This window comes from Microbacterium esteraromaticum (assembly GCF_014084045.1).
Classification (GTDB): Bacteria; Actinomycetota; Actinomycetes; order Actinomycetales; family Microbacteriaceae; genus Microbacterium; species Microbacterium esteraromaticum_D.
Window position 1 is genome coordinate 2876183 of sequence record NZ_CP043732.1, and the last position, 12367, is coordinate 2888549.

General features: G+C 67.8%; 13 protein-coding genes. 7 read left to right on the top strand and 6 right to left on the bottom strand.

Going from position 1 to position 12367, the window contains the following annotated elements:
• Positions 1 to 9: 9 nt before the first annotated feature.
• The gene (gene lnt, locus FVO59_RS13805; RefSeq protein WP_346265675.1) at positions 10 to 1524 is read left to right on the top strand and encodes an apolipoprotein N-acyltransferase; all 1515 of its coding nucleotides are present in this window, start codon (positions 10 to 12) and stop codon (positions 1522 to 1524) included.
• A gap of 1 nt (position 1525) precedes the next feature.
• On the opposite strand, the gene FVO59_RS13810 is transcribed toward lnt, so the two are convergent.
• The 4 genes from FVO59_RS13810 to FVO59_RS13825 all read right to left on the bottom strand — a co-directional run bounded on the left by FVO59_RS13810 (position 1526) and on the right by FVO59_RS13825 (position 4207).
• A complete protein-coding gene (locus FVO59_RS13810) occupies positions 1526 to 1909 on the bottom strand; it encodes an RNA polymerase-binding protein RbpA (RefSeq protein WP_182253146.1) in 384 nt (127 codons plus the stop codon).
• 123 nt (positions 1910 to 2032) lie between these two features.
• Positions 2033 to 2803: a glycerophosphodiester phosphodiesterase family protein gene (locus tag FVO59_RS13815; RefSeq protein WP_182253147.1), complete on the bottom strand. Its 771-nt coding sequence runs from the start codon at positions 2801 to 2803 to the stop codon at positions 2033 to 2035.
• Positions 2800 to 3726 carry an SPFH domain-containing protein gene (locus FVO59_RS13820; protein WP_182256844.1) on the bottom strand — a complete coding sequence of 309 codons (927 nt, stop codon included), beginning with the start codon at positions 3724 to 3726 and terminating at the stop codon, positions 2800 to 2802. Before FVO59_RS13820 ends, FVO59_RS13815 begins: the two co-directional genes overlap by 4 nt.
• A 7-nt stretch (positions 3727 to 3733) precedes the next feature.
• Complete coding sequence (locus FVO59_RS13825) at positions 3734 to 4207, bottom strand: NfeD family protein (RefSeq protein WP_182253148.1); 474 nt, start codon at positions 4205 to 4207, stop codon at positions 3734 to 3736.
• A gap of 114 nt (positions 4208 to 4321) precedes the next feature.
• Here FVO59_RS13825 and FVO59_RS13830 point away from each other — a divergent pair, with 114 nt between their 5' ends.
• Positions 4322 to 5086 (top strand): SDR family oxidoreductase, encoded by a 765-nt coding sequence (locus FVO59_RS13830; protein WP_182253149.1) that lies wholly within the window; start codon positions 4322 to 4324, stop codon positions 5084 to 5086.
• A 62-nt stretch (positions 5087 to 5148) separates the two neighbouring features.
• Here the strand turns inward: FVO59_RS13830 and FVO59_RS13835 are convergent, their stop codons facing one another.
• Entirely contained in the window at positions 5149 to 5733 is a 585-nt protein-coding gene (locus FVO59_RS13835; protein ID WP_182253150.1) for an HdeD family acid-resistance protein, read from the bottom strand.
• A 58-nt stretch (positions 5734 to 5791) separates the two neighbouring features.
• On the opposite strand from FVO59_RS13835, the gene FVO59_RS13840 reads away from it, so the two are divergent.
• From FVO59_RS13840 to FVO59_RS13860, 5 genes are all read left to right on the top strand, one after another.
• Positions 5792 to 6229, top strand: coding sequence for a helix-turn-helix transcriptional regulator (locus FVO59_RS13840; protein ID WP_259363251.1), 438 nt, complete (start codon positions 5792 to 5794; stop codon positions 6227 to 6229).
• Positions 6230 to 6239: 10 nt separating this feature from the next.
• Positions 6240 to 6653, top strand: coding sequence for a VOC family protein (locus tag FVO59_RS13845; protein WP_182253151.1), 414 nt, complete (start codon positions 6240 to 6242; stop codon positions 6651 to 6653).
• 48 nt (positions 6654 to 6701) lie between these two features.
• Positions 6702 to 9056, top strand: coding sequence for an ATP-binding cassette domain-containing protein (locus FVO59_RS13850; RefSeq protein WP_182253152.1), 2355 nt, complete (start codon positions 6702 to 6704; stop codon positions 9054 to 9056).
• Positions 9057 to 9186: 130 nt separating this feature from the next.
• Complete coding sequence (locus FVO59_RS13855) at positions 9187 to 9987, top strand: class I SAM-dependent methyltransferase (protein ID WP_182253153.1); 801 nt, start codon at positions 9187 to 9189, stop codon at positions 9985 to 9987.
• Positions 9988 to 10031: 44 nt separating this feature from the next.
• Complete coding sequence (locus tag FVO59_RS13860) at positions 10032 to 10508, top strand: NUDIX hydrolase (RefSeq protein WP_182253154.1); 477 nt, start codon at positions 10032 to 10034, stop codon at positions 10506 to 10508.
• Between the two features lie 237 nt (positions 10509 to 10745).
• Here the strand turns inward: FVO59_RS13860 and FVO59_RS13865 are convergent, their stop codons facing one another.
• Positions 10746 to 12323: a bifunctional phosphatase PAP2/diacylglycerol kinase family protein gene (locus tag FVO59_RS13865; protein ID WP_182253155.1), complete on the bottom strand. Its 1578-nt coding sequence runs from the start codon at positions 12321 to 12323 to the stop codon at positions 10746 to 10748.
• Positions 12324 to 12367 lie beyond the last annotated feature (44 nt).

A 12367-nucleotide genomic window follows, 5' to 3' on the forward strand; every position in this document is an offset into this window, starting at 1 on the left:
AGAGATGCCATGACCATGCCTTCGGCGCGCCCTCCACTGCGCCTGTGGATGGCGGTGGCGACGGCGGCCGCGGCAGGTGCGCTGATGGCCCTGGCCTTCCCCGCGGCGGCGATCTGGCCGCTGGTGTTCGTCGCCCTGGCCATGCTGCTGCCCGCGCTGATGGGACGGAGCATCGGTGGCGCACTGCTGGTCGGGTTGAGCTACGGTCTGGTGTTCTTCGCCCTGCAGGTGTCTTTCACCGCGAGGTACCTCGGTCCCGTTCCCTGGATCGCCCTCACCGTCGTGGAGGGTGCGCTCACAGCCGTGGCGCTGGTGCCCGTAGCCCTGGCCTACCGCTGGCTGCCTCGCGCCTGGCCCCGCAGCAGGGCGGTGGCGCTTCCGCTTCTCATCGCAGGCCTGTGGACCGTTCACGAGCTCTTCCTCGGCAACTGGCCGTACGGGGGCTTCCCGTGGGCCCGCCTGGGGATGTCACAGGCCCAGGGACCGTTTGCTCCTGTGACCTCATGGCTCGGTGTGAGCGGTCTGAGCTTCCTCATGGTCGCGCTGGTCGCACTCGTGATCGAGATCGTCCGGATGGGCGCGTGGCGGCGTCCGACGCTGCTCGTCGTACCCCTGGCGACTCTGCTCGTCCTCGTGCTCACCCCGCTCTTCCCGACCGCTCGCTCGGGCGAGATGCGCATCGCCGCCGTGCAGGGCAACGGCAGCACCGGATACTTCGACGAGCGCGAGCCCTACGGCGTCATCGCCGCACAGGCCGAGGCGACCAGGACGGTCGCCGGCGAACCGATCGACCTTCTGGTCTGGCCAGAGGGCGGCGTCGACTACGATCCCTTCCGGGACGAGGCCACGGCGCGCAAGCTCACCCGACTCGTGAACCGATTCGAGGCGCCGCTGCTTGCGAACACCGCGACCGAACGAGGCGACCGGATCTTCAACACCTCGTTCCTGTGGACGCAGGAGGGCGAGGCGACCCAGCTGCACGACAAGCGGCATCCTGTTCCGTTCGGCGAGTACGTCCCAGACCGCGACTTCTACTACGCCATCGCCCCCGAGCTCATCGGGCTGATCGGGCGTGAGTACACCCCCGGATCCAACCCGCCGCTGGTGCGGGTCGACGGCACCGGCGTGGGGCTGGCGATCTGCTTCGACGTCATCTACGACGAGGTCATCCGAGAGGGCGTGGCCCAGGGTGCCGAGGTGCTGGTGTTCCAGACCAACAACGCCGATTTCCGGGGTACGGACGAGAACCTGCAGCAGCTCGCCTTCGCGCGGATGCGAGCGATCGAGACCGGACGCAGCGTCGTGAACGTCTCGACCGTGGGAACGAGCCAGATCATCCGACCCGATGGCACGACGGTGTCGGGTCTGGACGCAGATGAGGCCGGAGTGCTGCTCGAGGAAGTCGAACTGCGCTCCGGCCTCACGGCGGGTGTGGTGCTCGGCCCGTGGATCCAGCTCGGGATGCTGATCATCTCACCGGCCGCGCTGGTCGTCGCCGGACTGCTGTCGCGACGACGCGGCTGAATCAGGCGCCGATGCGTTCCCGGGTCGGGTCGTCGCCGGCGCCGCGGCGGGCGCGGACATAGGCGAGCCGCTCTGCGAGCAGCTCCTCCAGTTCGTCGCGGGTGCGGCGCTCGAGCAGCATGTCCCAGTGGGTCCGGGCCGCCTTCTCGTCGTTGTCCTCGATCTTGACGGGCGCACCGTCGACCTGCAGCACCGCTTCGGCGCCGCAGTGACGGCACTCCCAGGTCTGCGGTGCCTCGGCATCGGCGGCGAACATCAGGGTCGTCTCCTGGCCGCACGTGTCGCACTTGTACTCGGTGGCGCGTCTCTCCATGAAGACGACGCCCTCCTCGCTCTGAAGGCTCTGGGCACCCAGCCGGATGCCGCGAAGGCTGCGATCTGCCATTGTGTGGTCCTCTCGTCGCTGTCAGGTATAACGCTCGCGCCTGTGCGCTTCATCCACAGCGGCGAGAACCGGCGCGAACTCACAGGGGAATCCCAGCGCGCCGCTCGGTGCTGCTCCGAGGGGTCAGCTGAGGACGGCTACCGCGACGTCGGCGCGATCCGTCACGATCCCATCCGCGCCCGCGCTGACCAGCCGACGCATCTCATCGGGGTCGTTGATGGTCCACACGTGCACTTCCACCCCGTGCCGCCGTGCGGCACGCACCAGGGAGGGCGTGAAGAGACGGATGCCCTTGTGTGACAGGGGGATCTGCACAGCGTCGATGTCGCGCAGAGTGCGCGCGGGGGAGAGGCGGGCCGCGGAGAGGGCTCGCAGCCGACCGATCACCGAACGGCCTCCGGAGGTGGCCGGCCGGATGCGCGCACCGGCCTCCACCGTGCGACGCAGCGCGGCGACGCGATTGCGGTCGGAGAAGCTCGTGACCAGCACCCGGTGCGCGTGCGGCGCGAGGACGGGACCAAGGGGATCCGTCGCGGCCGCGGTCTTCACGTCGATGTTGAAGCGCATCTCAGGGAACCCGTCGAGGGCTTCGGCGACGGTCAGCAGGCCGCCGTGATCGGTGAAGAGCGAGGCGAGCTCCCTCGTGCTCACGGAGGCGATGGCCCGCGGGTCTCCGGTCAGGCGCTGGAGCGTCTCATCATGGAAGAGCACGGCGTCGCCGTCGGCAGTGACCTGGCAGTCGGTCTCGATGTACTCCGCACCAGCCGCATGTGCTGCTGCGAATGCGGCCGCGGTGTTCTCCCACACCGGCGAGTCCTCGCCGTCAGCGGCGATCAATCCGCGATGAGCGAGGACTCTGGGGTGCCGGGTGCCGGCGAAGAAAGGGTGCGTCACGCGCCGCGGGGCGGCTCGCCTGCGGAATCCCCGCGCGGCGTGAATGCCGACCCGATGCCCTTGAGCGCCTCGGTCAGCTCGCTCGGGATGATCCAGAGCTTGCTGGACTCGCTCTCGCTGATCTTCGGCAGCATCTGCAGGTACTGGTAGGCGAGCAGCTTGTCGTCGGGACGACCCTGGTGGATGGCGCCGAAGACGTTCTGAATGGCCTCCGCCTCGCCCTGTGCACGCAGCACCGCCGCCTGCTTGTCGCCCTCGGCCTTGAGGATGGCGGCCTGGCGCTGGCCCTCGGCCTCCAGGATCTGCGACTGCTTCGAGCCCTCCGCCGTGAGGATGGCAGCCCGTCGGTCACGCTCTGCGCGCATCTGCTTCTCCATCGAGTCCTGGATGGAGACGGGCGGGTCGATCGCCTTCAGCTCGACGCGCGAGACGCGGATGCCCCACTTGCCCGTGGCCTCGTCGAGCACCACTCGCAGCTGGCCGTTGATCTCGTCGCGGCTGGTCAGCGCCTCTTCGAGGTTCAGACCGCCGACGACGTTGCGCAGCGTCGTGGTCGTCAGCTGCTCGACAGCGCCGAGGTAGTTGGCGATCTCGTAGGTGGCGGCACGGGCATCCGTCACCTGGAAGTACACGACGGTGTCGATCGACACCACGAGGTTGTCCTCGGTGATGACGGGCTGCGGCGGGAACGAGACCACCTGCTCACGCATGTCGATCAGCGGACGCAGCCGGTCGATGAACGGCACGAGCAGGTTCAGGCCCGGCTGCAGGGTCTTGTGGTACCGCCCCAGGCGCTCGACGATGCCGGCTGTGGCCTGCGGGATGATCCGGATCGAGCGGGCGATCGTGACCAGCACGAAGATGATGACCGCGATGGCAAGGATCCACGCGATTGCGGTCGGAATGAACGAGGAGTCGTTCATCATGCTCCTATTCGGTGATGGGACGGACGATGGCGGTGGCGCCGCTGATGTCAGCGACCGCGATGCGGGTGCCGGCGACGATGGGAGTGCCGTCGGCGCTGCGCGCCGTCCAGATGTCGCCGTTGCTGAGCTTCACCTGACCGGAGATCTGCGTGATGTCGAGGAGCGCTGTGCCGCGCAGGCCCATCAGGGCGTCCACGTTCGACTTCGCCGGATCCTCGCCCCGTCGGAGGCGGTGCAGCAGGGGCGGTCTGAGGAAGAAGATGAACATCGCGGCAGCGACCGCCGCGACGATCAGCTGGGCCCACCAGGGGAGTCCGAGCAGGCCGCCCACGAGTCCGACGACACCGCCGAACGAGAGCATCAGGAAAGTGAAGTCGAGCGTGAGCATCTCGATCACGAGGAACACGGCGATCAGCACCAGCCAGGCGATCCACGCCCACTGTCCGATGTCGGCCAAGAATGTCGCGAAACCGTCCATGCACCCTCCTGAGCGTCAACCTACCACGGGGCTCACGGCCGGGCCGGGAGGGGGTGGCGTTGTAGGGTTGAATGTCGCCATCCCGGCGATTTCCGCGCATCCCGAGGAGCAGAGATGACCCAGGTCCTTCCCGCCGGATCCCTCGACGGCAAGGTGGCCCTCGTCACCGGCTCGTCGCGAGGCATCGGCGCCGACACCGTCCGCTACTTCGCCGAGGCCGGCGCGGACGTCGTCATCAACTTCCGCAACAAGGCGCCCCGCGCCGAGAAGCTCGCGAACGAGCTCCGCGCCCTCGGACGTCGTGCGCTCGTCGTCGGCGCCGACCTCACCGACCCCGCGTCCGTGGCGTCGATGTTCGACCAGGTGCGCGAGGAGTTCGGGCGCCTCGACGTCCTCGTGCTGAACGCGTCCGGTGGGATGGAATCCGGCATGGCCGAGGACTATGCGCTGAAGCTCAACCGCGACGCGCAGGTCAACGTGCTGCAGACGGCGGAGCCGCTGCTCGGCGACGGCGCCAGGGTCGTGTTCGTGACCAGCCACCAGGCGCACTTCATCCGCACCACTCCGACCATGCCCGAGTACGAGCCCGTCGCGCGCTCGAAGCGCGCCGGCGAGGACGCACTGCGCGAGCTGATCCCCGGCCTCGCCGAGAAGGGCATCGGGTTCACCGTGGTCTCGGGCGACATGATCGAGGGCACCATCACGGCGACGCTGCTCGAGCGGGCCAACCCGGGGGCGATCGCCGGTCGCCGCGAGTCGGCAGGCAAGCTCTACAACGTCTCGGAGTTCGCGGCCGAGGTCGCGAAGGCAGCCGTCGAGCCGGTGCCGGCCGACAACACCCGACTCATCGGAGACACCTCGGACTTCGCCGCCGAGTGATCCGCAGATGACGAAGGAGGCGGCCCCGACGGGACCGCCTCCTTCGTCGTATCAGACGAGGGTCAGATGACCTCGCCCGGGATCTCGGCGGTCTGCGCGTCCTTCAGAGTGAGCGCACGGATCAGCTGCACGACGCCGAGCGCGACGAGAGAGATTCCGAGGATGAGCCAGAGCACCGTCGCGGCATACATCGGCGAGAACAGCACGGCGATGCCGGCGACGATCCCGAGCAGGGCGTAGAGCAGCGTCCACACCTTCGACGTGTCGGTGCCCATCAGGCTCAGGGCGACGACCCCGTCGGCGATCCAGCTGACGCCGATGAAGATCGCCACCACGATCGCAAGTGTGACGGTGGCGGCACCCAGGTTGGCGAAGGCGATGACGCCTGTGGCGATGTAGAGCAGACCCAGAGCGACGTGGCCGGCTCGCACCCACCCGCCGCCCCTGCCCGAGAACACGGCGAGACCGAGGTAGATCAGCCCGCCGACGATGAGATAGCTGGCGAAGATGCCGGTGACGATCACGGCGGACTTCGCCGGCCAGATGAGCAGCACGAGGCCGGCGATCAGGGTGATGGCACCGGCTATGCCGAGGAAGAGACGGATGGAGCGCAGGAACCCGGGTTCCGTGATTCGCGGAGCGGTCATGATGATCCTTTCGTATGCGGCGCTACGCGCACACGCTATCGGATGCCAGGATCGAGGTGTGGGACAGGACGACGACGCACATCGAATCGCGGAGCTGGTCAGGCTGCGTCGCGTGCGCGACAGGATCGACCGCGAGTACGCGCGCCCCCTCGATGTGGAGACGCTCGCGCGCGGTGTGCACATGTCGGCCGGTCATCTCAGCAGGCGATTCCGTCAGGTGTTCGGCGAGTCCCCGTACTCGTATCTGATGACGCGGCGCATCGAGCGGGCGATGGCGCTGTTGCGGCGAGGTGATGTGAGCGTCACGGAGGCCTGCTTCGAGGTGGGCTTCTCGTCGCTCGGCACGTTCAGCACGCGTTTCAGCGAGCTCGTGGGCGTCTCGCCGAGCGCGTATCGGCGCGAACCGGGGCTCGCAGCAGGCATCCCGTCGTGGATCGAGAAGCAGGCGACCAGACCGATCAGGAATCGAGAAGCGACGTCGCACGGGCGTGGGTAGCGTCGAGGGCATGAACATCACCATCAGCGTCAGCTTCCTCCCGCACACCGATCCCGAGGCATCCCTCGCGTTCTATCGCGACGTCCTCGGATTCGAGGTCCGTAAGGACGTCGGATACGAGGACATGCGCTGGATCACCGTGGGACCTGCCGGCCAGCCCGACACCTCGATCGTGCTCACCCCGCCCGCGGTCGATCCCGGCATCAGCGACGACGAGCGCCGCACCATCCTCGACCTGATGGCCAAGGGCAGCTATGCGGGTGTCGTGCTCACCGCCGACGACGTGGATGCTGTCTTCGCCGAGATCGAGGCGAAGGGCGCGGATGTCGTGCAGGAGCCCATCGATCAGCCGTACGGCGTGCGCGACTGCGCGTTCCGGGATCCTGCCGGTAACTTCGTCCGTATCAACCAGGCCATCGCCTGACGCGAGCGCCGACACCGGCATCCGCCCCGCACGACTGAAGGAAGCACTGTGCCACAGGATCACCCCGCCGACAGCCACGACGTGATCCGCGTCGAGGGCGCCCGCGAGAACAACCTCAAGGACGTATCGGTCAGCCTGCCCAAACGCCGTCTCACCGTTTTCACGGGGGTGTCCGGTTCGGGGAAGAGCTCACTCGTGTTCGACACGATCGCCGCGGAGTCTCGCCGGATGATCGACGAGACCTACAGTGCGTTCGTGCAGGGCTTCATGCCTTCCGTGCCGCGTCCCGATGTCGACGTGCTCGAAGGGCTGACCACGGCGATCATCGTCGATCAGGAGCGGCTGGGCGCGAACCCGCGCTCGACCGTGGGAACCGTGACGGATGCCAACGCGATGCTGCGCATCCTCTTCTCGAAGTTCGGCGCTCCCTACATCGGCGGACCGACCGCCTTCTCGTTCAACATCCCCACGCAGAAGGCCAGCGGTGTGATGACCGGGCCGAAGGGGGAGAAGAAGATCGTCAAGGACGTCGTCTACCTCGGCGGCATGTGCGCGCGCTGCGAAGGCAGGGGAGCAGTGTCCGACATCGATCTCGCCCAGGTGGTGGACGAGTCGAAGTCACTCGACGAGGGCGCGATCATGGTGCCCGGCTACACCCCCGACGGCTGGATGGTGAAAGGCTTTTCACAGTCTGGGTTCTACCCTGCCGACCGGCCAGTCGCGTCGTTCACCGAGAAGCAGCGCCAGCTGTTCCTCTACGGCGAGGTCACGAAGGTCAAGATCTCGGGGATCAACATGACCTACGAAGGTCTGATCCCCAAGATCACCAAGTCGATGCTGTCCAAGGACATCGACGCTCTTCAGCCGCACATCCGGGCGTTCGTCGAGCGGGTCGCGACCTTCAAGACCTGCCCCGAGTGCGACGGCACCCGGCTGACGGAGGGCGCGCGATCGTCGAAGATCGACGGGACGAGCATCGCCGACGCCTGCAGGATGCAGATCACCGACCTGGCCGCGTGGGTGCGCGGGCTCGACCTGCCCGGCGGCGGGCCCCTGCTCGACGCTCTGCGCGCGAACCTCGACTCCTTCGTCACTCTGGGCCTCGGATATCTGAGCCTCGAGCGGCCCTCGGGCACGCTGTCCGGGGGAGAGGCCCAGCGGATCAAGCTGCTTCGCCACCTCGGGTCATCACTGACCGATGTCACCTATGTCTTCGACGAGCCGACCATCGGGCTGCACCCGCACGACATCCAGCGTATGAACGCCCTGCTGCTGCAGCTGCGCGACAAGGGCAACACCGTGCTCGTCGTCGAGCACAAGCCCGAGACGATCGCCATCGCCGACCGTGTCGTGGATCTCGGGCCCGGTGCGGGCAGCAACGGCGGCGAGGTGCGGTTCGAGGGCACGGTCGAGCAGCTGTCGCAGAGCGACACGCTCACCGGCCGGCATCTGCATGACAGGGCACGGCTGAAGGATGCGGTGCGTGCGCGCACCGGTGTGCTCGAGGTGCGTGGGGCGTCGACCAACAACCTGCAGGACGTCGACGTCGACGTGCCCACCGGGGTGCTCACCGTCGTCACGGGTGTCGCGGGCTCGGGGAAGAGCTCTCTCGTGCATGGGGCGATCTCACCCCTCCCGGGAGTCGTATCGATCGACCAGACCGCGATCAGGGGATCACGTCGCAGCAACCCGGCGACGTACACGGGCATGCTCGAGCCGATCCGCAAGGCGTTCGCGAAGGCGAACGGGGTGAAGCCGGCGCTGTTCAGTGCGAACAGCGAGGGAGCCTGCCCGAGCTGCAAGGGCTCCGGTGTGATCGTCACCGAGCTCGGTTTCATGGACACGATCGAGACGCCGTGCGAGGACTGCGGTGGCAAGCGCTTCCAGTTGGGGGTGCTCGAGTACAAGCTCGGCGGTCTCGACATCACCGAGGTGCTCGATCTGCCGGTCGCCGAGGCGCACGCGTTCTTCGCGGCTCCTGAGACGAAGATCCCCGCCGTCGTGTCGATCCTGTCGCGGATGGAAGACGTCGGACTCGGGTATCTGACTCTCGGGCAGCCCCTGTCGACTCTCTCCGGCGGCGAGCGGCAGCGGCTCAAACTCGCCATCCAGATGGGGGAGAAGGCCGAGGTGTATGTTCTCGACGAGCCCACAACGGGTCTGCATCTGGCCGACGTCGACAACCTGCTCGGCCTGCTCGACCGGCTCGTCGACGCGGGCAGGAGCGTCATCGTGATCGAGCACCACCAGGCGGTGATGGCTCATGCCGACTGGATCATCGACATCGGTCCCGGCGCCGGCCACGATGGCGGTCGCGTCGTGTTCGAGGGAACCCCGGCGGATCTCGTCGCGGCGAAGTCGACGCTGACCGGGGAGCACCTGGCCGAGTACGTCGCATCCTGAGTCGAAAGGTTCGACAGCAGCTGCGTCCCACTGCTGCGCTCGTCCGTCTCCGAAGTACGGCCTGCGCGTCGTCGGCGATGGGCGCGGCGTGGGTGTCGGCATCTCCGCGTCATTTCGATACGCTCCGACGATGGCAAGAGGTGATCAGCGCGAGATCGATGCACGCATCCAGCGCTACTACGGCGGAGTGTTCGATGAGGGCGCGCGTCTGACGACACGATCGCCGCAGGGACCCGTCGAGTTCCTGCGCACACAGGAGATCATCCGAGAGCGCGTGGCGTCGGGCCGGGTCATCGACATCGGCGGGGGTGCCGGTGTGCACGCCCGAGCGCTCCAGGATGCCGGATATGCGGTTGAGCTCATCGATCCTGTGCCGCGTCATGTCGAGCAGGCCCGCGACGCCGGAATCCGAGCGCGGATCGCTGACGCGCGCGACTTGCCGTTCGGGGAGGCGGAGTTCGATGCGGCGCTCATGCTCGGACCGCTGTATCACCTGGCGGCGCGCACGGAACGCCTTCGTGCGCTGCGTGAGGCGGCGCGTGTGGTGCGCCCCGGCGGCTTCGTCTTTGCGGCGGGCCTTTCGCGTTTCATCGCCTTCGGCAGGGCGACACTCGGGCGCCCCGTGCCCGAGCCGTTCCCCGAGGAATGGGTCGCCCTCGCTGCCAGGGGAGAGCCTGCGGAGGGGATGCGATTCCCCGCCGGACATTTCCACTCTGCGGAAGAGCTTGATGAGGAAGTCGGGTCATCGGGACTGGAGGTCGACGCCGTCCTCGGCGTCGAGGGCCCCTGCGGCACGGTGCTGGAGTCGCTCGACACCGCGGGGGAGGAACTCGTCGAGGCCGCCCTCGTCATGGCCCGCGCGTCAGCATCCATCCCCGCGATCCGCGACCTCAGTGCACACCTCATCGCAGTCGCGCGTGTGCCGTCGTGAGTGTCGTATGGTCGAGCGCATATACGTCAGCAAAGGGGAATTGCGTGCCGAAATCGTCAATCGATCGATCTCGCATCCGGGTGAAGGCCATGATCATCGTCGTCCATGAGGACGGAACCCGTCATCTGGTGAGCAGCAATGCACCGACGGATGAGAACCCGCATGGTTTCCACCGGCTCATCGGTGGCAGCGTCGAGCTGGGCGAGTCGCTGCAGGAGGCGATCATCCGAGAGGTGGACGAGGAACTCGGTGCTCGGATTCACGATCTGCGTCACCTCGGCGTGGTCGAGAACATCTTCCATTACAACGGCGAACTCGGGCACGAACTCGTCGCGCTGTACAAAGGTCGTCTCGACCCGACGCCGGCCGACAAGGGCGCAACGCTCACGGAGTCGGACGGTTCGGTGGTGCCCGTCGTCTGGCGTTCGCTCGACGACGTCGACGTGCACGTGCCGCTGTATCCGGTGGCAGTCCGGCCGTGGATCGACAGCCTGGGGCGCCATTCACGGAATAACCGATAATGCACATTATGTCAGTACGATCCGATTCGTGTCGGATAGCAGCGATCGACACCGACAGGCTGCTGGCGGTGGGCGTGCTCCCCCGCGTCCAGGAAGGCTCGTAACCGGAAATCGGCATTCGCTGGCGCCGAACCCGAACCCGAGGCGATGGTGAGCGGACTGACTCAGCGCGACAGCGACACATCCGATCACCGACGTGTGACGCAGCGGGAGGCATCGGCGGACACCGTCGCCGGGCTATTCCTCCTCCTCAGCGAGCCCGTACACGTCCAGGCCGCCGGGCACGATCCGCACTGTCGCGACGGTCATGCCGCGCTCACCCACTGACACCTCACCGTCATGCGCGACGTCGACCGGCTCCCCCGTCGACGATCGCGCCTCGATGCGCACCTGCTCAGCGGTGAAGGCCTCGATCGTCGCGAGCCCGGCTCGCCCCGGCACGCGGTCGAGAACGGCTGATGCCCGCACCCCGAAGGCCAGTGCGACCAGGCCCCGCAGCCGCGGCATCCGCCCGCGGGCGTGCAGCACCCTGACGTCGAGCACCCCGTCGTCGAGTCGGCGTCGCTGCAGCGGGACCATCGACACCGACGAGTTCTGGCCGGCGGCGACGGCGACCGACCATACCCGCGCCGCACGGCCGTCGACGCGGACCCACAGTGTATGCGCTCGCGCGAACACCCGAAAAGCAGCGACCAGGGCTGCGACCGGCTTCCCGAGGGCAGCCTCCATCTCCTCTCGTTCGGCGACGAACCGGGGGTACACGCCGATCGAGGCGACGTTCATGACCGTCATCGGCTGCCCGTCGTCGATCGTGAGCTCCGCCACGTCGACCCGGCGCCCGACGCCCGACCGCAAGGCCGTCACAGCGTCGTCGATCGTCTCGGCGCCCGCCGTGCGCGCGAAGTGATTGAACGTGCCGCCGGGAAAGATCACCAACGGCAAGTGAGCACGACGTGCGGCATCCGCCGCGTTCGCCACCGTCCCGTCGCCGCCCCAGACGCCGATGACGTGAGGTGGGTCTGCAGAGGCGACAGCATCGCGGACGAGCTCCATGAGGTCTTCCCCTTCCTGCAGCACCCGCACTCTGGAGGAGGGCAGCTCCCCCGACAGGAAGGCCACCGGCTCAGGACGCAGCGGGTCGATCCCGGATGCCGAGTTGACGAAGATCACTGCGCCATCGCCGTCCGGCAGCGCGGCCAATTCGACCATGCTGCCCCTGCGGATCGGCTCGGGGCGCGGACGTGCAGGAACGAGCATCCGGCCGGCAACCGCGACAGCGGAGCCGAGTGCCACTCCCCCGATCACGTCCGAGAGCCAGTGCGCGCCGGTGTGCAGGCGCGAGTACGCGACGGCTGCGCCGAGCGGCGCGAGCACCGCGCCGCTGCGCCCGGACTCCAGGGCGACCCCCGTCACGAATGCGGCCGCGGACGCCGAGTGCCCGGAGGGGAACGATGCCGACGTCGGCGTCCTCTTCAGGCGCCGTGGCGCCGGAACATCCTTGAGCAGCGGTCTGTCGCCGCCGAAGATGCGCTTGCCGACGAGGTTGGCCAGCGCGCTGCCCAGCACCAGCGAGGCGATTCCTCGGACCGCGCCCCGACGCGACGCACCGCCGATGACGTAGAGCACGGCGGCGATCTGAAACCAGAGGCGGCTGCGATCGGCACGGTGCGAGAGGCCCGCCAGTGCTCCGTCGAGCTCGGGAAGATGACGATGTCGATTGACGGCGTGCGACGCGCGCGCATCGACATCCCGCACCCAGCGAGGCAGGATGCGCGCGCGCCGCAGCGCGAGGAACGGGTGGCGCGAGGACCTCATGCACGGAGAGTATGCCCGCAGGACGTCGCGTGCGAATGCCGTTG

Coding starts and splice junctions, on each gene's coding strand:
- FVO59_RS13810 (WP_182253146.1), bottom strand. CDS start 1,909: ATGGCAGATCGCAGCCTTCGCGGCATCCGGCTGGGTGCCCAGAGCCTT.
- lnt (WP_346265675.1), top strand. CDS start 10: ATGACCATGCCTTCGGCGCGCCCTCCACTGCGCCTGTGGATGGCGGTG.
- FVO59_RS13825 (WP_182253148.1), bottom strand. CDS start 4,207: ATGGACGGTTTCGCGACATTCTTGGCCGACATCGGACAGTGGGCGTGG.
- FVO59_RS13845 (WP_182253151.1), top strand. CDS start 6,240: ATGAACATCACCATCAGCGTCAGCTTCCTCCCGCACACCGATCCCGAG.
- FVO59_RS13835 (WP_182253150.1), bottom strand. CDS start 5,733: ATGACCGCTCCGCGAATCACGGAACCCGGGTTCCTGCGCTCCATCCGT.
- FVO59_RS13830 (WP_182253149.1), top strand. CDS start 4,322: ATGACCCAGGTCCTTCCCGCCGGATCCCTCGACGGCAAGGTGGCCCTC.
- FVO59_RS13865 (WP_182253155.1), bottom strand. CDS start 12,323: ATGAGGTCCTCGCGCCACCCGTTCCTCGCGCTGCGGCGCGCGCGCATC.
- FVO59_RS13855 (WP_182253153.1), top strand. CDS start 9,187: ATGGCAAGAGGTGATCAGCGCGAGATCGATGCACGCATCCAGCGCTAC.
- FVO59_RS13820 (WP_182256844.1), bottom strand. CDS start 3,726: ATGAACGACTCCTCGTTCATTCCGACCGCAATCGCGTGGATCCTTGCC.